Annotated in this window: 21 protein-coding genes; 10 read left to right on the plus strand and 11 right to left on the minus strand. The window is 42.9% G+C overall.

The features are described from left to right. Positions 1 to 204 precede the first annotated feature (204 nt). Together ACMHKH_RS00575 and ACMHKH_RS00580 are read left to right on the plus strand one after the other, a co-directional pair. Positions 205 to 2,265: a TonB-dependent receptor domain-containing protein gene (locus tag ACMHKH_RS00575; RefSeq protein WP_413518738.1), complete on the plus strand. Its 2,061-nt coding sequence runs from the start codon at positions 205 to 207 to the stop codon at positions 2,263 to 2,265. A 154-nt stretch (positions 2,266 to 2,419) separates the two neighbouring features. Next, positions 2,420 to 3,790 carry a PepSY-associated TM helix domain-containing protein gene (locus tag ACMHKH_RS00580; RefSeq protein WP_413518739.1) on the plus strand — a complete coding sequence of 457 codons (1,371 nt, stop codon included), beginning with the start codon at positions 2,420 to 2,422 and terminating at the stop codon, positions 3,788 to 3,790. Here ACMHKH_RS00580 and ACMHKH_RS00585 read toward each other — a convergent pair. The 4 genes from ACMHKH_RS00585 to ACMHKH_RS00600 form a co-directional block, all read right to left on the minus strand. After that, positions 3,750 to 4,520, minus strand: a complete 771-nt coding sequence (locus ACMHKH_RS00585) for an ABC transporter ATP-binding protein (protein WP_413518740.1) — start codon at positions 4,518 to 4,520, stop codon at positions 3,750 to 3,752. The two genes, ACMHKH_RS00580 and ACMHKH_RS00585, sit on opposite strands and share 41 nt — an antisense overlap. Positions 4,521 to 4,563: 43 nt before the next feature. Then, positions 4,564 to 5,595, minus strand: a complete 1,032-nt coding sequence (locus ACMHKH_RS00590; RefSeq protein WP_413518741.1) for an iron chelate uptake ABC transporter family permease subunit — start codon at positions 5,593 to 5,595, stop codon at positions 4,564 to 4,566. A 69-nt stretch (positions 5,596 to 5,664) separates the two neighbouring features. Continuing rightward, positions 5,665 to 6,768: an ABC transporter permease gene (locus ACMHKH_RS00595; protein WP_413518742.1), complete on the minus strand. Its 1,104-nt coding sequence runs from the start codon at positions 6,766 to 6,768 to the stop codon at positions 5,665 to 5,667. A 99-nt stretch (positions 6,769 to 6,867) separates the two neighbouring features. After that, on the minus strand, positions 6,868 to 7,920 hold the full coding sequence (locus ACMHKH_RS00600) for a siderophore ABC transporter substrate-binding protein (protein ID WP_413518743.1): 1,053 nt from the start codon (positions 7,918 to 7,920) through the stop codon (positions 6,868 to 6,870). Between the two features lie 335 nt (positions 7,921 to 8,255). On the opposite strand from ACMHKH_RS00600, the gene ACMHKH_RS00605 reads away from it, so the two are divergent. The 3 genes from ACMHKH_RS00605 (at position 8,256) to ACMHKH_RS00615 (ending at position 10,609) form a co-directional block, all read left to right on the plus strand. Further along, positions 8,256 to 9,263, plus strand: a complete 1,008-nt coding sequence (locus ACMHKH_RS00605) for an energy transducer TonB (RefSeq protein WP_413518744.1) — start codon at positions 8,256 to 8,258, stop codon at positions 9,261 to 9,263. A 145-nt stretch (positions 9,264 to 9,408) separates the two neighbouring features. Next, positions 9,409 to 10,098, plus strand: a complete 690-nt coding sequence (locus ACMHKH_RS00610; RefSeq protein ID WP_413518745.1) for a MotA/TolQ/ExbB proton channel family protein — start codon at positions 9,409 to 9,411, stop codon at positions 10,096 to 10,098. 109 nt (positions 10,099 to 10,207) lie between these two features. Further along, complete coding sequence (locus ACMHKH_RS00615) at positions 10,208 to 10,609, plus strand: ExbD/TolR family protein (RefSeq protein ID WP_413518746.1); 402 nt, start codon at positions 10,208 to 10,210, stop codon at positions 10,607 to 10,609. A 206-nt stretch (positions 10,610 to 10,815) separates the two neighbouring features. Here ACMHKH_RS00615 and ACMHKH_RS00620 read toward each other — a convergent pair whose 3' ends face one another. Continuing rightward, positions 10,816 to 11,376, minus strand: a complete 561-nt coding sequence (locus tag ACMHKH_RS00620; protein WP_413518747.1) for a DUF2799 domain-containing protein — start codon at positions 11,374 to 11,376, stop codon at positions 10,816 to 10,818. A gap of 321 nt (positions 11,377 to 11,697) precedes the next feature. On the opposite strand from ACMHKH_RS00620, the gene ACMHKH_RS00625 reads away from it, so the two are divergent. Together ACMHKH_RS00625 and topA are read left to right on the plus strand one after the other, a co-directional pair. Beyond that, entirely contained in the window at positions 11,698 to 12,294 is a 597-nt protein-coding gene (locus ACMHKH_RS00625; RefSeq protein ID WP_413518748.1) for a hypothetical protein, read from the plus strand. A 278-nt stretch (positions 12,295 to 12,572) separates the two neighbouring features. Further along, positions 12,573 to 15,263: a type I DNA topoisomerase gene (gene topA / locus ACMHKH_RS00630; protein ID WP_413518749.1), complete on the plus strand. Its 2,691-nt coding sequence runs from the start codon at positions 12,573 to 12,575 to the stop codon at positions 15,261 to 15,263. Positions 15,264 to 15,363: 100 nt separating this feature from the next. Here topA and ACMHKH_RS00635 read toward each other — a convergent pair whose 3' ends face one another. The 4 genes from ACMHKH_RS00635 to lon all read right to left on the minus strand — a co-directional run bounded on the left by ACMHKH_RS00635 (position 15,364) and on the right by lon (position 21,144). After that, positions 15,364 to 15,927 (minus strand): superoxide dismutase family protein, encoded by a 564-nt coding sequence (locus tag ACMHKH_RS00635; RefSeq protein ID WP_201561800.1) that lies wholly within the window; start codon positions 15,925 to 15,927, stop codon positions 15,364 to 15,366. A gap of 154 nt (positions 15,928 to 16,081) precedes the next feature. Continuing rightward, positions 16,082 to 17,230, minus strand: a complete 1,149-nt coding sequence (locus ACMHKH_RS00640; protein WP_413518750.1) for an META domain-containing protein — start codon at positions 17,228 to 17,230, stop codon at positions 16,082 to 16,084. A 55-nt stretch (positions 17,231 to 17,285) separates the two neighbouring features. After that, a complete protein-coding gene (locus ACMHKH_RS00645) occupies positions 17,286 to 18,407 on the minus strand; it encodes an META domain-containing protein (RefSeq protein ID WP_413518751.1) in 1,122 nt (373 codons plus the stop codon). 133 nt (positions 18,408 to 18,540) lie between these two features. Beyond that, complete coding sequence (gene lon, locus ACMHKH_RS00650) at positions 18,541 to 21,144, minus strand: endopeptidase La (protein ID WP_413518752.1); 2,604 nt, start codon at positions 21,142 to 21,144, stop codon at positions 18,541 to 18,543. Between the two features lie 329 nt (positions 21,145 to 21,473). Here lon and ACMHKH_RS00655 point away from each other — a divergent pair, with 329 nt between their 5' ends. Further along, on the plus strand, positions 21,474 to 22,835 hold the full coding sequence (locus ACMHKH_RS00655; protein ID WP_413518753.1) for a Na+/H+ antiporter family protein: 1,362 nt from the start codon (positions 21,474 to 21,476) through the stop codon (positions 22,833 to 22,835). Positions 22,836 to 22,939: 104 nt separating this feature from the next. Here ACMHKH_RS00655 and ACMHKH_RS00660 read toward each other — a convergent pair whose 3' ends face one another. Both ACMHKH_RS00660 and ACMHKH_RS00665 read right to left on the minus strand, forming a co-directional pair. Beyond that, positions 22,940 to 23,173 (minus strand): hypothetical protein, encoded by a 234-nt coding sequence (locus ACMHKH_RS00660; protein ID WP_413518754.1) that lies wholly within the window; start codon positions 23,171 to 23,173, stop codon positions 22,940 to 22,942. Beyond that, a complete protein-coding gene (locus ACMHKH_RS00665) occupies positions 23,173 to 23,892 on the minus strand; it encodes a 5-formyltetrahydrofolate cyclo-ligase (RefSeq protein WP_413518755.1) in 720 nt (239 codons plus the stop codon). The genes ACMHKH_RS00660 and ACMHKH_RS00665 overlap by 1 nt, the downstream gene beginning before the upstream one ends. A 142-nt stretch (positions 23,893 to 24,034) precedes the next feature. On the opposite strand from ACMHKH_RS00665, the gene fumC reads away from it, so the two are divergent. Continuing rightward, on the plus strand, positions 24,035 to 25,438 hold the full coding sequence (fumC, locus tag ACMHKH_RS00670) for a class II fumarate hydratase (RefSeq protein WP_413518756.1): 1,404 nt from the start codon (positions 24,035 to 24,037) through the stop codon (positions 25,436 to 25,438). A 190-nt stretch (positions 25,439 to 25,628) separates the two neighbouring features. Next, positions 25,629 to 26,144 carry a DUF6680 family protein gene (locus ACMHKH_RS00675; protein WP_413518757.1) on the plus strand — a complete coding sequence of 172 codons (516 nt, stop codon included), beginning with the start codon at positions 25,629 to 25,631 and terminating at the stop codon, positions 26,142 to 26,144. Positions 26,145 to 26,244 lie beyond the last annotated feature (100 nt).

Consider the following 26,244-nt stretch of genomic DNA (forward strand, 5'->3'; position numbering starts at 1 on the left):
TTATCATTAACATTAATAATGTGATTCGTATATTGAGCCTATATGCGTGCAATCATGATCGTCGTTAGGACATCATGTTTATTAAGGATGGTTTTGGGCAAAAGTTATTCTGATTAATTTGTTAAATAAATGTCAAAGATCGTTTTAGTCACCCTGTGCAAAAGTAACTTTTAAAATTCTAATAGTAAATAAAGTGAGTGTGTTATGCGCGAAGTAAAATTATCAAGATTCTCTAGTCGATTGACGGTATTGTCTATGGGCGTAGCAGCGGTATTAGGCGCACAAGCAGCTAGTGCCGCCCCCTCAGCAGATATGCCGACTACCACTTTACAAACCATCACAGTCACGGCAAATAGCTCAGTACGAGACAAAGTACAAGAGGGTTCTGTGCATACAGAAGACTATACGCCAGCGCAGCAAGCTGATCATTTAAGTGATTTTTTGAATGTGATACCAGGTGTCACGGTGGGCGGTACATCAACGGTCAATCAGCGTATCCGCATACGTGGGCTAGATGATACCAATTTAAAAGTAACGATTGATGGCGCACGTCAAGAAGGGACGCTGTTTTATCATATGGGTGATGTGACGATTGATCCTGATTTATTAAAGCAATCTGAAGTCTCTGTGGGTAATAATTCGGTGACGCTTGGTAATGATGCATTGGGCGGTGCAGTGGCTTTTAAAACGGTCGATGCCGCTGATTTACTGAAACCGGGTCAGAAAATCGGTGCCAAGTTACACGCAGGTTATGCCAGCAATAATGATGAATTGCTCACCTCAGCCACAGTGTTTGGCGCACCAACCGATAATATTGATTTATTGGCTTATTATGGCAAGCGTGATGCCAGTTCGGGCGAGGATGGTAACGGTCGTGAGCTGTTTGAAGACAGCAAAGGCGAAAACATCTTATTAAAAGCAGGTGCTTATATTGCTGATGATCATCATATTGGCGCAAGCTTTAGCAGTACTGAAAAGAAAGGTATTTTCCCATTCCGCCCAGACTTTCCTAGTCGTAACGACGCTCCAATACCGCAACAAGTGAAGCGCGACACTTATGGGCTAGATTACACTTATAATCCGGCAAGCAAGTTGATTGATGTTGATGCCAATGTTTATCAAACCAAAACCCGAATTTTACGTGATTCTGACTATGTCACGAATCCAGGATTTGAGTTTGATGCGCAGGTTAAAACCATCGGTGGTAAAATTCAAAATACTAGTACCATTGATAGTAGTTTTGGCACACATAAGCTGATTGCTGGTGTTGAGCACTATAAAAAAGAATCAGAGATGTCGCGAGACTTTATTAAAAGTGGCAGTGATTCGGCAAAAAACACCTCTGTATATTTAGAAGACCAATGGCAAAACGGCAAGCTCACGCTAACGCCGGGTGTGCGTTATGACCGTTATGAATCACCTGAATTTGTGGCTGGTGGCAAGACTTATGATAATGTCGTCGGTGCGCTGGCAGCGAGCTACGAGATTGCGCCAATGACGCAAGTATTTGCCAGTTATACGCAGTTATTTAACGGTCCTGATTTGAGCCAAGCAATCTTTAATTCAGACGGTGCCAACACTTACGTCAATAACAACTTAAAAGTAGAAGAAGGCTCTAATGCTGAAATTGGTATCGCCAAAACGTTGCGCGACCTAACGGTAGCGGGCGATGCGCTGCAACTGAGTGGTAAATACTTTGAAACCAATATTGAAAACTTTATTGAATTTGTACGTTCTGGCGGCACTCGTGTTGGCTTAGACTGCGCAACTGGACAATCTGGTGGTGCTTGTCAAGGCGCGGTAAATAAAGATGAAGACTTTAAAATTAAAGGTTTTGAGCTTGCTGCTGATTACAAAATGGATAATTTTAGTATGGGTTTGGGCTATACGCGCGCTCGTAGTAAAGGTGACAAAACAGGCGATAGCATTCCGTCAGTGACTGGCAGTGGTTCGAACTCAGGCGATCGTTACATGGTGAACTTGAACTATGAACCAAATGATGTCGTTGGTTTAGGCTGGCGCAGTACTTATGTCGCGTCAATTACAGACAATAAGCAAAATACCAAGCCGAATTATGATGTGCACGATGTGTATATGAACTACTCACCACGCCAACTTGATAATGTAAAAGCAACGGTTGGGGTATATAATATCTTTGATGAAGCTTATGCTAGCCACTCATCGCGCTTAAATGCCGCTGATGCTGCTACTACAGACTTTGAATCCGGTCGTAATATCAAAGCGTCTTTAAGCTATCAGTTCTAAATCACTACTGACTGATAAATAATAAGTTAATGAATAAAGCCAGCTCTCTATAGAAAAGAGCTGGCTTTTTATTTCAAATTTTTCACAAATTATAGGTAATAAGACCTCGGTTGTATCACGACCATTTATCTACATTCATAAAGAATAATAACTAATGATTTTATTTAACCCGCGCCAAACTTGTCTATGGATTCACCGTTACACTGGGCTTGTGATGGCCGCTTTTTTAATCATGGCTGGCATAACTGGCGCTCTATTGGCGTTTCATGATGAATTAGACGATATATTTAATCAGCGCCTAGCGGTTGTTGAGCAAGCGCAGACACCACCATTGTCTATCGCCACCCTTCATGACAAAGTTATTAAACGCTATCCAGAATATGGTTTTTCGACCATGCCAGCGGTAATCGAGCCAAACCGCGCTGTAATTTTTGCGATTGATAAATATAAAGGCGATATAAAAGTAGAACCTAAACCCTTGTTCCAAGAGATTTATATCAATCCCTATACTGCGGATATCATTGGGGCGCGTGATAAAGACGAATGGGCATGGCGTAATACCATGTGGAAAGTGTTTTGGTTGCACCGTGAATTGTTGCTTGGTGACATTGGCAAACTGATATTAGGTATTGTGGCGCTAGTTTGGACGATTAATTGTTTTATTGGCTTTTATTTGACCTTGCCACGCACCGTCAAAAAGAATTATGTATCGCGCCAAGAACCTGCTAAAAAACGCGCCTCTTTATTAAAACGTTGGCTACCGGCATGGAAAATCCGCCGCAATACCAATACATTTAAGCTCAATTATGATGTACATCATGCGTTTGGTTTATGGCTGTGGCTGATGTTTTTCGTTATTGCATGGTCAAGTGTGGGCTTTAATTTACAGCAAGTTTATAAACCAGTGATGCAAGCCGTAGTAGGGCTTGAGGGCAGAGAAGGTAAGACGAACAAATCTAATCCGTCTGGTAAATCAGCTGTGCAGCCTTTGACAGCGTCTAAAACGCTTAGCAATGAGAATGACGTTGATGTGGTTAATAAAGCCAACAGTATTGACTATTTAAGTAAGCAAGCGGATATCGCTGCGCAACAAAATGGGTTAAGCGTCACGCAATTATTGGGTATGCGTTGGGTAGAGGAAGACAATCAATGGCAACTGCGTTTTACCACCAATAAAGATATTGGTAAAAAAGGCGGTGCGTCATCGATTACCGTAAATGCAAGCGGTGGTAGCGTTGAGCGCGTGAATTTTAGCTATCAAAGCGCGTCATTTGGTAGTAAAACCGACCAATGGTTGTCAACCTTGCACATGGGACATATCAGTCAAGGTGCAGGTCATCTGCTTTATCAGATATTTTTAGCATTGATTGGGCTAGCGGTCGCGATATTGTCTGGTACGGGTGTATATTTATGGTACAAAGGAAGACAACAACGCTTAAAAGCCGCGAAGAAGTATAAGCGTCAATCTTTAGAGCTGATAAGCATTACACCGTATCAACAATCACTGGACGACCTTGATGGTTAAGTACGGTAACATCCACGTTATATAGGTTTTTCATAGTCTGTTGAGTAATCACATCGACTGGACTTCCAATAGCTTGTACTTGACCTTCTTTCATCGTTACTACAGTATCGGCAAATTGCGCGGCTTGATTGATATCATGTAAGACGATGACCACGGTTTTTTGCTGAGTGTGGCTTAACTCACGTAGCTCACGCATCAAGCGTCCAGAATGATACATGTCGAGATTATTTAACGGCTCATCTAGTAATAAATACGGCGTATCTTGGCAGACAATCATGGCAATCAGCACGCGCTGACGCTGTCCACCAGAGAGCGCGGATAAGAAACGATCGGCTAATGGCTCAAGCTCAAAGCGCTCGATAATTTCAATGACTTTTTGATGATCGTTTGCCGTTGGTCGTCCTTGATGATAAGGATAGCGCCCGAACATCAGCAGCTCATTCACCCGCAGGCGCCCTTGAACTTGATTGTCTTGACTGAGCATCGCTACTGTCGTGGCAAGCGTTCGCACGTCGCATTGGACAATATCACGTTCCTCATTATCTACAGCAAAACTAACTTGTCCACTTTGCAAAGGTTGCAGGCGTGCCATTACCGAAAATAGCGTAGATTTCCCTGCGCCATTTGGACCAATTAAGGCAATGACTTGCGAGCTTGGCAAAGATAAGCTAATGTCATGTAAGATTTTTTGTTTACCAATATGATGCGATACGCCAGTTATTTTAATCATAATTGTTCTTATTTTTAGCTAAATGGGTAATAAAATCTAAGTCTTAACGGCGTTGGGACATGAATATCAATGCTAAAAATACCACGCCACCGGCCAATTCAATAACCACTGACAATACGCCAGCCATGCCTAATACTTGCTCAAATATGGTTTGACCCAGTACCAAGCAAATCATCGCTACTAAACTCATTAAAATGAGACGTTCGCTATGATACATATGGCGCGCTAGTCGATTGGTCAAGGCACACACTAACAGTCCAAAAAAGGTTACTGGACCAACCAATGCGGTGGCGGTTGCTACCAAGACGGCGATAACGGTTAACAAGCCAAATGCCAAACGTTGATAGTTGATCCCTAGATTAATCGCCTGCGCTTTACCTAACATGAGCACATCACAGTGAAAACGCCAGCGCCAAATAAATAGCGCACTTATTACACAAATAAACAGACTGATGCCAAGGAGCTGCGGATTAACGGTATTAAACTGCGCATAACTTGCCGATTGCACCACTACAAAATCATCCGGATTAATCAATCGTGCAATCAGTGCCGATAAGCTACGAAACAAAACGCCAAAAATAACGCCTACCAATATCAGCCGTGTTAAATCCTGACTACTTTTGGAAAATAGTAATTTAAACAGCAGTAACGACGCGCCAAACATCAGTACAATCTCAAGTGAAAATTTAGCAATCGGATTAAGACTGGTAAAGCTAATCGCGCCCAAGAAGAACACTAATAAGCTTTGGAGCAATACATACAGCGAGTCAAAGCCCAATAACGATGGCGTTAAAATAGGATTGTGCGTTAAGGTTTGGAACAAAAGGGTAGACACCCCAATTGCATAGCCGACCACCATGAGCGCCAATAGTTTTTTACTGCGCAGTGGCAAGGCAAAATCCCAATGCCCATGAACATTAACCGTCAAAAACAAAATGGCTGAAATGAGTAAAATGATCGTAGCGATGGATTTGGGATGCTGAGCAATCACTGACCATAACCTTGATGGTTTGGTAGAAGAGGACGACGGAGGCGAGTCTATATCGGCTGTGGTTGAGGCGGAATGTGAATGCATATGCTAATCTTATCAAAGAGAATGGCAGGTAAAATAATCAAGTTACGAATGATAAGCCGGTTATAAAAGTCATGATTCGGCAGGTGCACGTAATAGCAGCCATAAAAATATCACCGTACCGACCACGCCAAACACGGTTGCGACTGGCACTTCAAAGGGATAACGAATAGAACGCCCAATAATGTCGCACAGCAAAACCGCTGAAGCGCCAAGCAAGGCAACTGCTGGCAAGCTGCGTCTGAGTTTGTCGCCCATAATGCGACTGACAATATTAGGGACAATCAGACCGATAAAAGGAATGACCCCAACCGTAACTACCACCACCGCGCTCATCATAGCGACCATACCCACGCCAATCCAGGTCACATGACGTTTACTGATACCTAAATTCAAGGCGATATTATCGCCTAAGCCAATGATAGTCAGCTTATCAGCAATAATATAAGCAATAATGCAGAGCACACCAGTAAACCACAGCAGCTCGTAACGCCCCGCTAATACTGCTGAAAAATCACCAAATTGCCAAACGCTCAGCATCTGTAACGTTTCCGTTTGATAAGCAATAAAGGTGGTTATGGCATCAATAATCCCGCCAAACACAATACCAATCAGCGGAATCATCAAAAAATCAGTCGGTGGAATACGATGAATGAGCAGCATAAATAGCATCATGCCAAATACCGCAGCGATGGTTGCTACGCCCATTTTGATAATCAAGGCACTGGCAGGAAAAAACAAACTCACTACTAATAAACCCAATGCAGCGCTTTGGGTTGCACCCACCATTGATGGCTCAACAAAGCGGTTTTTGAGCACTACTTGGATAATCATGCCCGCAACCGCCATGGCAATACCGGTTAGAATAATGGCAATCGTCCGTGGTAAACGGCTGACCAACATCAATGAGCTGTCAGAATTAGCGCTGTGATTGATAAGGCTATGAAAAATCCCTGACCACGAAAAATCCGCCACGCCAATTGATAAACTTAATAACACCAACAGTCCCATAACTATGAGGCTTGCTGTATTTATTAACCAAGGTGGGATTTTTGTATGGGGCTTCTTAGGATTAGGATAACCCTTAACACTCCGCTGCCACTGCGTTGGAGAAGTGGGCAACGAGTTGCTAGGGTTTTCAGTATCGACAGTAGTATGATTAGAAAGTAGTGACATAACGGCTGATAGCTTATTACTGGCGTGCAAATGGTGATTTAACTTTTCTTACCTGATATTGATTACTCAAAAAATTCAGAGTTTATAAGGCAATACCTGTTACTTGGCGTTCACAAATGCCGTTTTAATCGCTGTTAAATCCTGCATCCACTGCTGATAACCACCAAAGGCTAAATAAGAATCTGGGCTAAGATAAACCACTTGGTCTTTTTTCCAAGCTGTCGTTTGCGCAACCAACGGATTGTCCAAGACGGCTTTAGCACCAGCGCTTTCTTCACCGATAGCAGCGCTACGGTCAATTACGAATAGCCAGTCAGGATTGGTTTTTTGCAAATATTCAAAGGATACAGGCTGACCATGACTAGCGTCTTTAATTTGATTATCCACCATCGGTACACCTAGTACGGTATGGATAAAGCCAAAGCGCGATTTGTCACCATATGCTGATAGCTTATTGCCATTAACCATGATGACTAAGCCATTGCCTTTATTTTTGGTTGCCGTTTTCGTCTCATCAATAAGACCATCAATGTTACCTTGGAGCTTAGCGGCTTGATCGCTTTTACCGAATAATGCGCCCAAATCATGTAAACGCTGCTTGCTAGACTCATAAATATTGGCCGTATCAATACTCATATCGAGCGTTGGGGCGATGCTTGATAGCGCATTATATTTCTCAGCCATCCGCGAACCGACCAAGATAGCTTGCGGTTGCATCGCGTTTAGGGCTTCAAGGTCAGGCTCAAACACGGTGCCGACTTCTTTTGGCTCAGGCTGAGTTTTTGAATGTAGATTATCCAGTTTTAGACCGCTTGGCATGCCATCGACAGCGACATCAAGCGCTGCCAAATCTTGCATCAAGGTCATGTCATAGACTACGAGTGGTGATGGGTTGATTGCCAAATCAACCGCTCCTTTGACGGTATCGATGCTAATGGTGCTAACAGAAACAGCATCGTTAGTGGCGACATTTTCAGCTTTATCAGCCGTTTTATTTTCAGTGCTACTATCTGCTGGTTCTGAGTCATTCGATTCAGGGCTGCTACAGCCAGTCACGGTAATGCTAGCAAGCAGTGCAGTCATGAGCGCAGCTAGTAAAGGACGTTTAAAAATAGGAGTAGCGCTGTGGCTAGAGAATAAGGTAGTAGACATAGATAACTCGGTATAAGACAGGTTTTGGCAGTTTTTTATATACTCTGCTAGATAAAAGGTTTCATTTAATATTAGGTTAAATGAGTCGGTGTTTTATTATAAGTGGTACAAATAAGTAAGCTGCCATCATAAAGTAATTGAGACTTATTATCAATATTAATGATAATGGTTTTTATTAACAATGTGGTGTTAGGTCTTTATCAAGCGTGCCTTGAATCTATCATTAAGCGAAAAATTCACAAACCGTCGCGAAATATTAGTAATTTACTATTGATAATAATTATCGTTTGCATTATTATCACCCCCATTCTATGACGGTTAAATGCTAGAGTATTATGAGTTCAACGGATTTAGACGCGCCTCCACTTAAGTCAATATTGATAGCTATTGTAGTCGTGCTAGGGCTTCATGTGCTTACAGCAGTAGCATTGGTGGCAATGAAGCCGTCTACAGCCAAAATTCCATTACCTAAGCCAACGCCGCCTATAGAAATAGAGCTGGTGTCATTGCCTGCTGCGTTACCGCAAGAGACGCTTGAAGTTGCCAAACCTGTTGAAAAAAATACTGCTAAAGTTGAAGTAGAGAAAACGGCGTCGCTAACAAAACTGCAGACTGCCGAAACGCCCAAAAAACCAGTGCTGCAGAAACAGCAGTCTGAGGTTGTACCGCCAGTTAAAGTAGAAAAATCCAAGCCAATTGCTAAAGAGAAAGTTAGTCAAGAATTACCAACAAAAAAACCTGTTCAGCAAAAGAAACAACACCCCAATATCGATAAAGCCGTTGACGAGCAGCAAGCTAAAAACCAACAAGCTGAACAGCGCCGACTCGTAGCAGCGCAAGCAGAAAAAGCCGCGCAAGAAGCTGCAAACCAAGCTCGAGCGCTGCAAGAAGACATCCAAAAAGCAAATGCAAAAGCTGCTCGTGATGCACAAGCGCAGGCAGATGCTAAAGCGGCAAATGAGTCTGCTAAAAAAGCGGCAGCAATGGCAGCTCAACAAGAAGCAGAGGCGGCTGCCCGAGCAAAAGAAGCTGCTGCTGCCAGCAATGAGCCTGTAAACTTTACCGCAAGCAATGCAAACTGGGCTGCAGCACCTAACTTTAGCTTTCCTGAGCGCGCCGCCCGTCGTGCCCGTTCAGGCGATACTTTAAATGTGGTGTTGGTATTAAGAGTCAATAAACAAGGCGGGATTGATAATGTGCGCATCGCTCAATCTTCAGGTAATGCGGCATTGGACAAAGAAGCGGCGCGGCAAGTGCGCTCTGGGAAGTTTAAGCCCTTTATGAAAAATGGCACGCCAGTGGTCGGCAATGTCACACTACCAGTTTCTTATAACGTGCCATAAAGTCTAAATGATGTAAGGCATCAGTCTTTACACTATTCTTGGTACAAGTACTATCAGCAAAAATATTATCAATATAAATATTATTAATAAAATGCTGTCATCCATCATCCATTAGCAAGTCATGCAATAACACAAGGAGTCTGACATGGACTTTACAACTTACTGGCAATATAGCGACATGGTGACCAGAACCTTGTTCTTTTTGCTGCTCGCTTTATCTATCCTCTCTTGGGTTACAGGCATTGTCCGTGTACTCCAAAGTCGCAAATTGGCAGCTGTGGTTGCCGATGATTTAAGTCAGAAGATTCAGGCAAAGCGCTCAGATTTGAATGGCAAAGATACAACGACACGGCGCTTGATTATCGAGCAAACCTTGCTGCAGCACATCGGCCGTTATCGTTTTGCTAGCGAGCGTGGTTTGCCAATATTAGGCACCACGGCAGCAATTGCACCATTTATCGGTCTGTTTGGTACGGTATGGGGTATCTTTCATGCGCTGCATAATATCGGTGTCAGTGGCCAGGCAGGCTTAGGGCAAGTGGCAGGACCTGTTGGTGAAGCGCTTATCATGACAGGTTTAGGCATCGCAGTAGCGATTCCAGCAGTGGTATTTTATAACCTTGCGGTGCGTATTAATCGCCGTGTTATGTACCATGCTAATGACCGTGCGCATGATCTATTGGCAAATTCTTTTGAAGCAAATCTGCCGCAGCAGTCGTCAACCGCCAATAACAGCACAGTTACTCATGCTCAAACAACAGCTGATACTGGCTCTATGACTGATGATAGCGAATCAAGCAAACATTATCGTAACTCGGCAGTATCGCAGCCATAACGTTCATAGCTGTTATAGCACTTATAAATTTAAGCGTGCTATCGAGTTAAAAAGCGAGCAGTACCCAAACTAAGCACCAATCAAACGCAGTAAGATATTGAGAATAATTATGGCATTTCAATTGGGTGACGATGATAGTCAAAGCATGAGTGAGATGAACCTCATTCCGCTGATTGATATCATGCTGGTATTGATGATTATCTTTTTATTGACGGCGACCGTACTGAATCCGACGGTACCACTGGATTTGCCAAAGACCAGTGCGGCGTTGAATGACACACCGCCCGAGGCGATTCAAATCAGTATTGATAAAGATGCCGGGATATTTTGGGACAGCGATCCCATCAGTATGGAGGAATTAGAGGTGCGCTTGCAGCAGCAAAGTGCCACTGGTAAAGACCCTTCTATACAGCTACGTGCCGATAAGGACAGTAAGTATGATACCGTCGCTCAAGTCTTAGCAGCGGCGAGTCAAGCAGGGCTAAGCAAAATAGCCTTTGTTAATGAATAATTGTTAAAGCCATAAGCCTGCTAAAAATATCAGCAAGCTTATTAATAGAAAAATTAGCAGAATAACAATAACAACCATTAAAATAATAAAACTTCTCTCTGACCTCATTAAGGTAACCTAGTGAGGTTTCCTTTATGCTATTAATATGAGAGCTATCAATATATGGATTATCAACATGCTATCAAGCTTTTATTCTGGGTAAATACTTACCAACCATAGCCAAACGGGCGATAGCCGTAGCCGCCATAACCGAAGCGGCTAGGACCATAACCAAACGGATAGGGCGAACGTAAGTAATCAAGATCACGTTGGCGGATATAATAATAGCGTCCTTGTGAGTAAGCTTCTTCAAGCTTTTCGATACCTTCAAGCGAGCAGACAGGCTGCCAATCATAGCCTTCACGACCACGCTTATAAGCATTTAGCTCAGTACAGTAATTTTTAAGCCCTAATTGCCTACCTTGTTCCCACTGAATACGGTCTGGCATAGGACCACCAGCCTTTGCACAACTATTGGCATAATGCCCAAAGTAATCACCTGAGCGCCCATTGATGCCATCAGCATAGCCGACTTCTTGCCAGTTGCTGCTTTGACACTGCTGCGGTGTCAGGCTTTTCTGAGTAGTGGCACAGCCCGCCAAGGTAAATAAGGCAACGCCCATCAGCGTTAGAGCAACGCTAGATTGGCTCATCGATGAAGTCAATGAGGTGCTCGATTTTTGAGTGACATCAGTACTTAATGAGTTTCGCTTAATAAGATTATTCATAATAAACCTGCGCGCGTTTAAAATTATGGTTTATCATAGCACCTTTTTATAGGTACGACTTTTTGTATCTTGTCATTGAGCGAGATATTTTCTGTACTAAGTATTTGATATACCACTATAAATATCAGCGACTTTGTAGGTTGTCTGTTTGCTTACCTCACGATAATAGAGAGTATAGCAAACGGTAATTTATGTAAGTGCTTTCTATTGTTCTTGATTTTTGAGAGCTCACACGCATTATAAATACAATTATCAGAGACACTCATATATAAAAATAAGTGCTGTTATAAGCGAATTCATTAGCTAAAAGGTCAGGTTGTCATGGGTATGTGGATTGCTATTCTCATTGTACTATTCGTATTAGGGAGTATGATGGCGCTCAAACCGAGTGCTATCGATCAGCGTTTAGATAAGCTGCGTATGACTGCACGCCGCTTGCAGCTCAACCCAAAGCTAGTGACTTGTCCTGACTGGATCAAAGGTAAGGACAATGAGTTTGGTCGCGGCATGATGGGTCAGTATTGCTTAATATTAGACAATACCAATCTGCCGTTTACCCGCTATCAAGTGATTGATGGACAATGGCGACCAGATAGCAGCTTTGTCGATACGACCAATGATGATAACAAGCTTATCGTGCCGACTGCTATGCGTACCAATCAGAGTAATGTTGATACGACTGTAAAAAAGATAAATGTTAGCTTGGATAAGGTGGCGCTTGATTTGCCAGTCAGTATTGCGCCTTATGTAAAAGGGCTACTGACTAAGGCAAATAGCATTGTGATTTATTGGGAAGATATTGCTTACGTGCGCCCTGCGACCAATCCTACTTATCAGCAAAAACTGATTGAGAGCGATTTATTATTGCTTAAACAAAAGCTTGAAGCATGGGCGCTACAGATGCAAAACAGCTTATAAAAGTGATACAAGGTAGCAAATTGTTTTTTCGTCTCCATAAACACACGATATGCAAGTGCTTTTGACAGACGCTCAGTCATTTGCAGTTGACATTTTAAGCCTTAGCAGTGTAACGTCTTTATAACTGAAACCTTTCGTTATGGTTATTGTTTGTTTTATAACCGATTTTACTAGCAGCCATTACTACAATAATTTGCCATACCTTTATAACCAAACCTATAAATGGCACGCTGCTAGATAACTCTTATTTTAATTTACTTATTATGGTGTCGTCACCTATGACCAAACCCACAACCAAAAAAAGCGCAGCGCCTGCTGCTGATAAAGCCAAAGCTAGCCCAAAAGCCAGTCCAAAAGGTAAATCTTTGGTGATTGTAGAATCACCCGCCAAAGCAAAAACCATCAATAAATACTTGGGTGATGATTTTATCGTGCGCTCAAGTATCGGTCATGTCCGAGATTTGCCCGTTGGTGCGAGCAAAAGCGCAAAGAAACCAGCTACGAGCAAAAAAGATGACAGTCTAAGCAAAGAAGAAAAAACCCAGCAAGCATTGGTACGGCGCATGGGTGTCGATCCTGAGCATGATTGGGCGGCAGTATATGAAGTGCTGCCAAATAAGACCAAGGTCATTAAAGAGCTAAAAGCCTTAGCAAAAGATGCTGACAAAATCTATCTCGCAACCGATATGGATAGAGAGGGAGAGGCGATTGCTTGGCATCTAAAAGAAGTTATCGGCGGTCCAGACAGTAAATATGAGCGTGTGGTCTTTAACGAGATTACCAAATCTGCCATTCAAAATGCTTTTAAGCAGCCATCGAAGCTGGATATTGACCGAGTTAATGCACAGCAAGCGCGTCGTTTTTTAGACCGTGTTGTTGGCTTTATGGTGTCGCCGTTACTATGGCAAAAAGTCGCTCGTGGTTTATCCGCAGGTCGTGTGCAGTCCGTTGCCATGCGCTTGGTCGTTGAGCGTGAGCATGAAATCCGTGCCTTTATTCCAGAAGAGTATTGGCAGATTCATGCTGATACCCATATTGCTGATAGCAAAGCCAAAAAAGCCACAGACGCTGAGCAAATGGCGATTCGTTTAGAAGCCATCAAGCAAGGTGGTAAAACGCTAAAGCTGGTCAATAAAGAGCAGACCGATAAAGTATTAGAAGTTCTCAAGGCAAACGACTTTATCGTCAAAGAGCGTGAAGAAAAGCCAACACAATCACGTCCAAGCGCGCCTTTTATTACCTCGACTTTGCAACAAGCAGCCAGCACGCGTCTGGGCTTTTCTGTTAAAAAGACTATGATTTTAGCGCAGCGCTTGTACGAAGCGGGGCATATCACTTATATGCGTACCGATTCGACCTTTTTATCAGGGGACGCGCTTGCTGCGGTACGTGGCTATATCGAAGACAGCTATGGTGCGAAGTACGTACCAGACGCTCCAACCTTTTATGGTAATAAGCAAGGCGCACAAGAAGCGCATGAGGCGATACGTCCGTCTAACGTCAATATGAAGTCAACGCAGCTGAAAGGTGTTGAGCGTGATGCGATACGTTTGTATGAGCTAATCTGGCGTCAGTTTGTCGCCTGTCAGATGTTGCCAGCAAAATATTTATCCGTGAATTTATTCGTTGCTGCGGATGACGTTGAGCTAAAAGCGCGCGGTCGTACCTTGGTATTTGACGGCTTTACCAAAGTTATGCCACCAGCCAAGACCGACGACAACTTATTACCTGATGTCAAAAAAGGCGATAAATTAGTAGTGGATAAGCTTGATCCCAGTCAGCACTTTACCAAGCCGCCACCGCGTTTTACTGAAGCAAGCTTGGTCAAAGAGCTTGAGAAAAAAGGCATCGGTCGTCCATCGACCTATGCTTCTATCATCTCGACCATTCAAGATCGTGGTTATGTGAAACTGGAAAATAAGCGTTTATTTGCCGAAAAAATGGGTGATATCGTCACCGATAGACTGACGGCAAGTTTCCCAGATTTAATGGATTATACCTTTACTGCCGCGTTAGAGGACAAGCTTGACCATGTCGCTGAAGGTGATACCGACTGGAAAGATGTCCTTGATAATTTCTATGGAGATTTCAAGACGACCCTCGATCGTGCCAAAGAAAAAGACGGTATGCGCCCCAATGATCCGACCGATGTACCAGATGTCCATTGTGATATTTGTGATCGCCCAATGCAGCTGCGTACCGGTTCAACGGGTGTTTTCTTAGGTTGTACAGGCTACAACTTACCGCCGAAAGAGCGCTGTAAAGGCACCAAGAACTTAATGCCAGTCGAAGCTTTTGCCAATCTTGATGATGCAGAAAGTGATGATGAAGCGGCAGAAGTCCGAGATTTGATGGAGAAAAAGCGTTGCCCGAAATGCGGCACGGCAATGAATGGTTATATCGTTGATGGCGGTCTGAAGCTGCATGTGTGTGGTAACAATCCTGATTGTGATGGTTATATCTTAGAAGAAGGTAAGTTCGAAGTTCCTGGCTCTGATTCTCCAACCATTGACTGTAATAAGTGCGATGGGCAGATGGAGCTAAAGACGGGACGTTTTGGTCCTTACTTTGCTTGCCAGCAATGCGATAACACGCGTAAAGTGCTGAAAACAGGCGAAGCAGCACCGCCGCGCATGGATCCTATTCATCTGCCGGAGCTAAAATCTGTTAAGCATGAGGATTATTTTATCTTACGTGAAGGTGCCGCTGGTATGTTCTTAGCAGCATCCAAGTTTCCAAAAGTGCGCGAAACACGTCCACCAAAACTTGCTGAGCTGCGAGAGATTAAAGATAAGATGGAAGACAAGTTCCAGTATCTGTTTGCAGGACCAGATGAGGATCCAGATGGTAATCCGACGATTCTGCGCTGGTCACGTAAGAAAAAAGAGCAGTATATTGGCTCTGAGAAAAACGGCAAGGCCACACGTTGGGGCGTTTACTGGCGTAAAGGCGAATGGGTAGAGGAGTAAGTCTCTTTTACCTTTAAGTCGTAAATAGTGTTAAGCCATAAAAAAACCTCTCAGAGTATCTAAGAGGTTTTTTTATTATTGATTGAAATCTAAACTGTAATTATCTTTTTTCGATGATACCACAAGCGACGCGGTCACCTGCGTTACCCGCTGGCTGACTGGTGTAATCATCAACACCGTTATGCACGATAAAGGCTAGACGATTGACGCTGTATTTACCGGCATCAGCGGCAGAGATTTTCTTATTGACATAGTTGATAGTGGCGATGCCATCCGCATTAGCCGTCAGATTAGGTAAATCGCCTGCATGACCATTCATATCGTCAGGATTAGAGTGTGGTTTGTTATCTGGATTAAAATGCCCACCGGCTGCTTTACCCATATTGCCACAGCTGCCTGTTTCATGGATGTGTAGCGACACGGTCTGACCCGGCTGCAAGTTCATCAGCTTACCATATACTTGTACACCGCCATCAACGGGGCGCAAAAACATTTGACCGACTTCGTTTTTATCACCAGTAACGGCATGAATGGTCGACTTCAAAACAGGTTGGTTTAAAGGATTGCCTGTTTGCATCTGACCTTCTACCGTTTGCGTTTGGCAGCCCGTCATTGCTAAAGCAGAACCACATACCAGTGCACTTACAAGCATTGTCTTATTCATTATTCTCTCCGTTTGTATTTAAAGTTTTATTTGTATTCATAGATATTATTATCTTATTGACGTAATTAGTATAGCCAAGCCTTGTACATAGTTATTCAATGAATGCGCAACAATCGGTTAATAAATGTAAGTCACTGATGGGGTCGAGATTTATTTACGGTATTTTCTTGGTTGTATTTTTCCAGATTAAGGTTTCACCGGTATCAAGCTTTTGCGTGAGTAAATAATAGGGCAAGCTTTGGTCGTCGACATTGGTATTTGAGAGTTGCTCTAAGGTCAGTCGGCTTTTACTTAATTGCTCAAGCTCACGGATTTTATCTTCGGCGGCTTCACGTTTCGGACCACAACCCATCATCGATTGTGCCCCTGAACCGATTAAAAGTATGTTATCAGGCATTAAAATGTAGGGGCCACCAACGCCATTACAGTCTGAGCCAAACCCCACTTGATGTTCTTCATTATATATAGGATAACCAAAGTAGCCGCTGACTGGAAATCCTGGACGGCTGATCTCAATGATAGCTTCACCATTGCTATCGACGGCGCTAACGAGTCGCCATTGATAGTTTTTTAACAGCTCATAGGTAATTGGAAGCCCAGATATCGGCTGTGATTTCTTCGGAGTACCTTCAAAGATAAACTGTTTATCTTGGGCATTTAATGCCAATTCATAAGGGATTGGTTTTAAGGAAGATGAAGGTTTTGACGATGATTGTTTTAAAGGCGTCTGCTCTGGTACTGAGATGACTTTAAGGTTAAAGCGACCTCTGCCATATTTGGGGAATAGCTGAGTTAAATAATCCGCAATATCGCTCGCTGCTTGTGTATTGTTTATTAAGCAAGATACTGGCGTGGTAGTCGTGACTCCATAGGAGCTATAAGTATAATCATGATAGCCGTCATGATGCAGGCTATAACGTTGACAGTCATATTTAAACACTATATTGCTAGGTCGCACATCAAGCATTAATGGCGGCACAGTATCGCCTCCAGCATACCCATTAGGGTCAATATGAGTGACCACATCTTGATTATCTATCCAGCGCACCAGCTTCCAATCAAAACGATTTAGGCTTTCAACGGGCAGCTCAGGCAGTTTCCATGAGCCAATATATTCATTATCATCATTTTGTGGAAACGTGATGATTCTTTCACCGGTATCTACTGGTTTTGGCGCTTTAGCGGTTATCGGTTCAATTACGCTATTATCTACAGTCTGGCAGCCGACTAAGCCTGTCACGCCAAACATGCTTATTAAAGTAAGCGTACGAGCTGGTATTAATAAATGGCATGAAAGGGTCATAATGCTTGTCCGTTTTTATATTAAATGTAGATCCGTATAAATGGTTTAGATATCGTTAAGGTGTTTCTTTTGTCACGTTTTGCCATACTAAAGTTTCGCCTGACGCCATTGTTTGCAATAGGTTGTAACGTGGGAAATCAGCTTGGTTTTTTGATGAGGTTGATACTTGTTCTGGAGGTTGCAAGCTTAAGGTTAGTTTACTGCTGCTATCTTGCATTAACTTGAATAGAGCAGTCTCAATACGATTGCCTGTTTCACCGCAGCCCATTACGGTACTAATGATGATGCCAACTTTAAGGGTACTATCATTGAGTAAAAAATAAGGCGCGCGCGAACCATTACAGCCTGAACTAAAGGAGGCGTACTGATTGTCAGACCAACTCTCAAAGCTCGCTGAAATAGGATGGTCAGGATGATAAAAGTTGCCTAAAGATTTTCTGATTAATTGATCTTTATTATCATGAGCATTACTAACGGCACTAACTAGTTGCCAATCGTATTGTTCCAATAATTCATTAGTAATGGGCAATCCAGTGGGAGCGATTAGTGGCTTGGTTAAACCGATAAAAATGAAGCGATTACCATTTTCGATATTAAGCGCCAAACGTTTAGGGGCAGATTGTGTATCCATTGATACTGTTTCTGATGTTGAATTTGAAGTTGGCAATAACTCAAAATTAAGTTTAATGGGAGCATGTTTGGCAAATAAAGATTGGATATTCTTATCTTCTTTAATTGCAGTATTATTAGGATTATTGTCATCGCTACAAGTCGTTGGAACTTTACCAAGATGAGAATAATAGGGATAAGGTGGGGCGGACATCGAATGAAAATCCATCCTATACTGCTCACAACCTTGATAAAGGCTAATTGAGCTGGGTGCTACTTGTAAAGTAATTGGCGTAAAGTCTGCGATATCGACGATATTACCGTTTTGATTGATCACTTGTACTAAGTGCCAATTATAATGAGCTGACCATTGCATCACTTGCGATTCTGGTACTAGCAGCTCATCAATAAGTTTCGATTTATCGTTAATAGAAGTAGCGCTGATAGCAGTGGTCTGCTGCGAATTTAGAGCAGAAGTAGACTGACAGCCTACTAACGCAACTGGAAGAGAGATAGCGAGCAATAAAGATAGAGTTGAGCGATTTAAAATCAGATGGTTTAACATCATGGTTATTACCAAATAAACATTTGTCTAAAATATAGCACGGGATTTTAAGAAGATTGTTGTTTATTTTTGTCAAAAAAAGCCGCTCATCGTAATGATGAGCGGCTTTTTAAATATTGACTTTTATCAGTTACACTTAGTTGTGTAGCGCTTTGCCTTTGGTTTTATCAACCGTTACTTTGGCAGGTTTAATCGGTATTGGCATACTGACCAAAGCCACTTTTAATATCTCATCAATTGTCGCCACTGGCTGAATGGTTAAGCCTGCTTTGACGTTATCAGGGATATCAGCCAAGTCGCGCTCGTTGGTATCTGGAATCAAGACATGCTTGATACCACCACGATGAGCAGCTAGCAGCTTCTCTTTAAGACCGCCGATACGTAGGATTTTACCACGTAAGGTAATCTCACCTGTCATGGCAATATCTGGACGAATCGCAATACCAGTCAATGCCGATACCAGCGCTGTGGTTAGCGCGCCACCAGCAGAGGGACCGTCTTTTGGCGTCGCACCTTCTGGCATATGCACGTGGACGTCAGTGGTTTTAAAGGTTTCGTAGTCAATCCCTAAGCTGTCACCGCGGGCACGTACCACGCTCATGGCAGCGCGAATTGACTCTTTCATCACATCGCCGAGTGAACCGGTAAAGATAAGCTCACCTTTACCTTTCATGGCTACTGCTTCGATAGTGAGTAGCTCGCCACCGACTTGTGTCCAAGCCAGACCAGTAATACGACCAATTTCAGGCTCTTCTTCCGCCAGACCATAGTCATATTGATGCACACCTAGATAGTCATCGATATTTTTGTCATCGACCACAACCAGTTGACGTTCTGCTTTTTTCGGAGCGCGAGCACCATGATTTTCAACCGAACCACGAACGACTTTGCGGCAGATCTTATTAACTTCACGCTCAAGGTTACGCACACCTGCTTCACGGGTATAACTACGGACGATGCTATGCAACGCCGCTTCAACAATCTCAATCTCGCCTTCTTTGAGACCATTATTTTTAATGGCTTTTGGCACCAGATACTTCTGCGCGATATTCACTTTTTCTGCTTCGGTATAACCCGGTAGACGAATCACTTCCATACGGTCAAGCAGCGCTGGCGGAATATCCATGCTGTTGGCGGTACAGATAAACATCACTTGCGATAAGTCTAAGTCCATATCTAAATAATGGTCATTAAAAGTATCGTTCTGTGAAGGGTCTAGCACCTCAAGCAACGCTGATGCTGGATCGCCACGGAAATCTTGCGCCATCTTATCGATTTCATCTAATAAGAATAGTGGGTTTTTGACTTCAACTTTTGCCAACGACTGGACGATTTTACCCGGCATTGCACCGATATAGGTACGGCGGTGACCACGAATCTCAGCTTCATCACGTACGCCGCCAAGCGCCATACGCACAAACTTACGACCGGTGGCACGAGCAATTGATTCGCCTAATGAGGTTTTACCAACACCAGGAGGACCGACAAGACATAGAATAGGACCACGAAGTTTTTTCACGCGTGACTGTACAGCGAGGTATTCTAAGATGCGATCTTTCACATCTTGCAAGCCATAATGATCTTCATCCAAAACAGTTTTAGCTTTGTCTAAGTTGATAGAAACTTTAGTCGTCGCATTCCACGGCGTGTCCAAAATCCACTCAATATAGTTGCGCACCACTGAAGACTCGCTTGATGCTGGTGGCATCATTTTGAGCTTTTTCATCTCTTGCTCGGCTTTTTTGCGCACATCTTCTGGCAAGTCAGCTTCATCTAGACGTTGTTCAAGCTCAGCCACATCATCTTCACCATCAAAGGCACCGTCATTCATATCTGACAGCTCATTTTTGATGGCTTTCATCTTCTCATTTAAGAAGTATTCGCGCTGATTGTCTTCCATTTGCTGACGAACCGCTTCTTGAATATCCTGTTCGATATTTTGTTCAGCACTTTGTTTAACGAGATATTCAGTCAACGTATTAATATGGGTTTTAAGGTCATCATTCTCTAAGAATGATTGCTTAATATCTAAATCCATTGACACGCGGGTGGAGATAAAATAAACCAACTCCAGCAAATCATCGATACGTTTCGCCACACGAGTGAGCTCGCGGGCATTACGTAGGCGCGCATCCGCGTAGCTTTCAAATAGAGTGGTTAATGCCTGAATGGTATTCTTCTGCTGGCTTTCATCCATACTGACATCAAGGTCTGCACGCTCAAAGCTTGCCATCAACAGCTCATCATGATTCTCTATCGAGTCAACACGAGCGCGATATTGACCTTCAATCAATACTTTGATGCAATTTTCATCGCTATCATGCGGCATGGTGCTAACGATGCGGCACACAGTACCGTATTGATACAAGTTATCTTGATCAATATCTTCGGTCAGCGAGTCTTTTTGCGCAACGACCAGTACTTTATTGCCGTACTCAGCTTGCGCCAATTCAACCGCTTTGACTGAAGGTTCACGACCGACGAACAAGGCGATTTGCATATGCGGATAAACAACAACATCACGCAATGCTAGTAACGGTAGATAGTCTTCAACAGCATTGTCTTGACTGTCTTTATCGTCATCTTCTTGAGCATCATTAGACGCTGATTCTAACTCGTTTTCTACCGAATTATCAGACGTGGCATCAAGTTCGTTTTCTAATTCATTATCATCAGCAACGCTAGATGAAACGTCGACATCGATGTCGATATTGTCTTGGGCAATTTTATGTTCAATCATATATTCTTCCTCGTTCACCAGACTTGTAAAGTCAAGTTAGTGGTTCATGATTAGATAAATGGTGCTGCTATATAAAATTGCAAGGCTCTATGAACAACAGTAGAAAGAATATTGCTGTTTTATTTGAGTATTTGGTTATGTCTGTTAGGTTCTGCGCGTGGGCTTTAGAGGTAAAATCAGGTAAAATGGCGCGCGTCTTAACCGCTACGCCTAAATAAAGGCTGGATGGATTTAAAGATTCGGGCGAAATATATAAGTCGGCAACATATTAAAAATGCGTCGGTCGTAGGATCTAAAATAACAAGCTATAAAATATAAGGTAAGAGAATATGACCATCAATGCGGTGCTACTGGCAGTCGTCATCATGCTAGGATTGTCTTTGGCGCGAGTACACGTGGTACTTAGTTTGTTAATCGGTGCGCTGGCAGGTGGGCTTATCGCTGGTTTGGGTGTGACGGATACCTTGAATGCTTTTCAAGAAGGTATACGTAATGGCGCGCAAATTGCGCTGTCTTATGCGTTACTTGGCGCTTTTGCGGTGGCGATTGCCCATTCTGGATTACCACAATCTCTAGCAGGTGCGGTTATTAAACGTATTGATGCGGGTGGCACCAGTGGCATGATTAAGTATATGCTATTTGCCGGACTCGTCACCATGAGCTGCTTTAGCCAAAACTTAATTCCGATTCATATCGCCTTTATTCCGCTGCTGGTACCGCCGTTACTATTAGCCTTTAACCGTATGCAAATTGATAGACGCCTGATTGCGTGCCTGATTACTTTTGGACTTGTCACGACTTATATGTTTATCCCGTATGGTTTTGGTGATATTTACCTTAATCAAATCATGCTCAAAAACGTCGGTGAAGCGGGTATTGATATCAGCAATATCTCAGTGACCAAAGCGATGGCGATTCCAGCGTTGGGTATGTTCGTGGGTTTATTAGTTGCCGTATTTATCAGCTATCGTAAACCGCGCCAGTATGCCCAATTAGCCATTGATAAAGACGCTCGCGATGGGGTCGTAGAAAATGATTCTTTAAGCAAAACCGCAGCTGAAGCACAAACGCAAAGTAAAATGAAGATACTGGTGGCGCTTGCTGCAATTGTCACTGCCTTTGTGGTACAGCTTTATACTGATTCGCTCTTGCTCGGCTCGATGTTTGGCTTTGGTGTCTTTATGGCAACCGGTGTAGTGAAGTGGAGTGAGGCGGATACGGTCTTTAATGATGGTATCAAACTGATGGCGATGATAGGCTTTATTATGATTACCGCACAGGGCTTTGCTGAAGTGATGAAAGCGACAGGTGAAATCGCACCCCTTATCGACGGAGCGACGAACTTGTTTGCTGGTAATAAAGCCATTGCTGCTTTAGTCATGTTAAGCATAGGTCTAGTAGTTACGATGGGTATTGGTTCATCGTTCTCAACCATTCCAATTATTGCCGCTATTTACGTGCCGCTATGTATCTCGTTAGGCTTTTCACCACTAGCTACAGTTGCGATTATTGGTACGGCTGGCGCGCTTGGTGATGCGGGTTCGCCTGCGTCAGACTCAACCCTTGGACCGACATCTGGTCTCAACGTTGATGGGCAGCATGACCATATCAAAGACAGCGTGGTGCCGACTTTTTTGCACTACAATATACCGTTACTACTGTTTGGTTGGATTGCGGCGATGGTGCTTTAATTAATTATATAGACTCTTAAAGTTGATACAAAAAAGGCGAGAGATTTTATAATCATTCGCCTTTTTAACTTTTTATTATATTGTGAGTTATACCCTTCTTAATACTAATCATTAAAATCCTTAATCTCACCATCCAAGCTGCTCAAAAACTCATCACTCTGCGTCATTAATTTGTTTAAGCGTTCCTCATTAATAAGCTGTGATAACTCATCAGCGTTAAAAGTCTGCTCTTGGCTATAATATAGTAGCTCATAATCCGCTTTTTCTAACTCTTGCAAATGTTGTTCTACGTTCTCTGCGCTCGAATTAGCGTCGATAGATTGTGTACCATCTTTCATCAAAACCACCTCAAGCCACTTTGGGTAATCAAACCATCTAACGGTACATCCCACGGTTGACACTCTAGTTGCTCAACCACCTGAAAGTCATAACACCAGCCAATTTTTAATGGCCTTTTAGCCCCTGACTGGTAGCTTTTGCCAAGCGTCGTATCATAAAACCCGCCACCCATTCCCATACGATTTCCGCTTAAATCTACTGCCGTTAATGGACAGATAATTACATCCAACTCGCGCGCCCAGAGTAATCTACGATGATGGTTTTGCTTCATACCTAAGCTATGGATACGCGTTGGTATATTTAATAATTTCGAATGATAGATAGGCACAAAGCGCAGACGTTTGTCATCATTCCCCTTATTATCACGACCGAGCGAGCCAACCACGGGTAAATACGGCTGATAATTTAAGTGTGTAATCCAATCTAGTATTGGCTGAGTCGGGAGCTCACCAAAGCCATCATAATATAAGCCAATGCGCGCACGCGGTGGCAAATGCTGCTGTAATTTAATTAGATGCAAGCTTGCTAAATTTGATAATTGTCTACGTTCGCTTTCACTTAACTGGCGACGCTGGCGAGTAAAATGGCGTCTGGGTGGATTGCTAAAACTCTCAGCTATTTGGGCAGTGTTTTTGGAGTGAATACCATTGGTCAATAACTCAGATAGCGAATCAGATAATGAAGTAGCAGATTGTTGTTGGCTGGTGTTCTTAGACATAAGTTAGCCTCACGGACTTGAAGAAATTTGTCATAAGTCATGCTATCATAACGCCACTTTGTATCGTATTTTTCTTTGTGTGCAGCCGCTGTTGCACTTTTTATGACAACCGTTCATTACCAAACCATCAAAGAGGGTAGTTATGTCGACACAGAATCAGGCAACTCGTACCGAAAAAGACACCATGGGCAACGTAGAAGTGCCAGCCGATGCTTATTGGGGTGCACAAACTCAGCGTAGCCGCGAAAACTTCAAAATCGGTGGCGAGACCTTGCCACGCCCGATGATTGAAGCGATGGCACTGGTCAAAAAAGCCGCTGCGATTACCAATGCTAGCCTTGAGCGTATTGATGCAGACAAGCGCAACCTTATCGTCCAAGCGGCTGATGAAGTCATCAACGGTGGTCTAACGGATCAATTCCCGCTAGTGGTTTGGCAGACAGGTTCTGGCACCCAGTCAAATATGAACATGAACGAAGTATTGGCGAACCGTGCCAATGAAATCGCAGGGAACGCTCGCGGTAGCTACACGCCAATTCACCCAAATGACCATGTCAACCACGCTCAATCTACCAATGACAGCTTCCCAACGGCGATTCGTGTTGCCGCTGCTCGTGAAATCAATGGTTTATTGATTCCAGCGGTAAAAGCCCTACGCGATACCTTAGACGCTAAAGCAAAAGAATTCGATAGCATTGTTAAAATCGGTCGTACCCATTTACAAGACGCCACGCCTTTGACACTAGGTCAAGAGTTCAGTGGCTATGTTAGCCAACTGGATCATTCATTGGTACGTATTGATAATGCGCTACAAGGCTTATATGAATTGCCACTAGGCGGTACTGCGGTAGGTACGGGTCTAAATGCCCATCCTGATTATGCCGTAAAGTCAGCTGAGCAACTAGCGACATTATCTGGTCTACCGTTTGTGACTTCACCAAATAAATTTGAAGCACTAGCCGCTCGTGATGCTGAAGTCTTTGCTTCTGGCGCTTTAAAAACGCTAGCAGGTAGCTTAAACAAAATCGCTAACGACGTACGTTGGTTGGCATCAGGTCCTCGTTGTGGTTTGGGCGAGTTGACCATTCCTGAAAATGAGCCAGGTTCTTCTATCATGCCGGGTAAAGTAAACCCAACCCAGTCAGAAGCAATGACGATGGTTGTCGCTCAAGTCATGGGTAACGATGTCACTATCAGTATGGCTGGCGCGTCAGGTAACTTTGAGCTCAACGTTTATAAGCCAGTAATCGCTTTTAATCTATTGCAATCTATCAAGCTACTTGGTGATGCGTGCAACAGCTTCAATGAAAACTGTGCTGTTGGTATCGAGCCAGTCAAAGACAAAATCGATGACTTCTTACATAACTCTTTAATGCTAGTTACCGCATTGAACCGTCATGTTGGTTATGAAAATGCAGCAAAAATCGCTAAGACTGCTTACAAAGAGAACAAAACCTTGAAGCAAGTGGCGGTTGAGCTAGAGCTATTAACTGAAGCACAGTTTGATGAATGGGTCACGCCTGCTGATATGGTGCACCCTTCTTAAGCTATCTAATATTTTTTTAGAATAGAAAAAGACCTTGTCATATGGCAAGGTTTTTTTTGTATTATGAATTTAGTTTTAAAGATAATTCTGCTTTTCGCTATTATTTTGCAATATTTCTAAATCATTAGACGAGTAATGCTATTATAATTTTATTGATAGTCTTGCATATTATTAAAAAGGGAATTGAAAAATGAACATAGCTGATTGGCTTATGATATTTGCAGTTTTAACTGGACCAATAATAGCTGTTCAACTAACTAGATACCTTGATAATAAAAAAGATGAGAATGAAAGAAAGGTAATAATTTTTAAAACATTAATGGCTACTAGAGCATATAACGGATCTTGGTCTCATGTTGAAGCACTTAACCGTATCGATTTAGAGTTTGATAATAATGATAAGCAAGAGAAAGCTGTTATTGAAGCATGGAAAGAATATCATGACCTGTTACATAGTAATTTAATGAATTCTGAACAGTGGGACTCTAAAAGAGTTGATCTGTTTGTTGAGCTTTTACATAAAATGGCGAAAGTGCTAGGCTATAATTTTGATAAAACCCATATTAAAAACTCCTCCTATGCTCCAAGAGTTCATGCTGCAACTGAAAATGAGAACACAGCTTTACGCCGAGGATTATTAGAAGTTTTGGAAGGAGAAAGAAAAATACCAATATCTTTTCCTAATATTCAAAGCTCTGAAAAATAATAACAAGTTGTAGCAGTCATCTAAGGTAGCGATAGCTCAACTCGTTTTATTAAATCTAATCGTTAAAAAAGACCTTGTCATGTAATGTGGCAAAGTCTTT

It is taken from the genome of Psychrobacter glacincola (assembly GCF_965118485.1).
Taxonomy (GTDB): domain Bacteria; phylum Pseudomonadota; class Gammaproteobacteria; order Pseudomonadales; family Moraxellaceae; genus Psychrobacter; species Psychrobacter glacincola_D.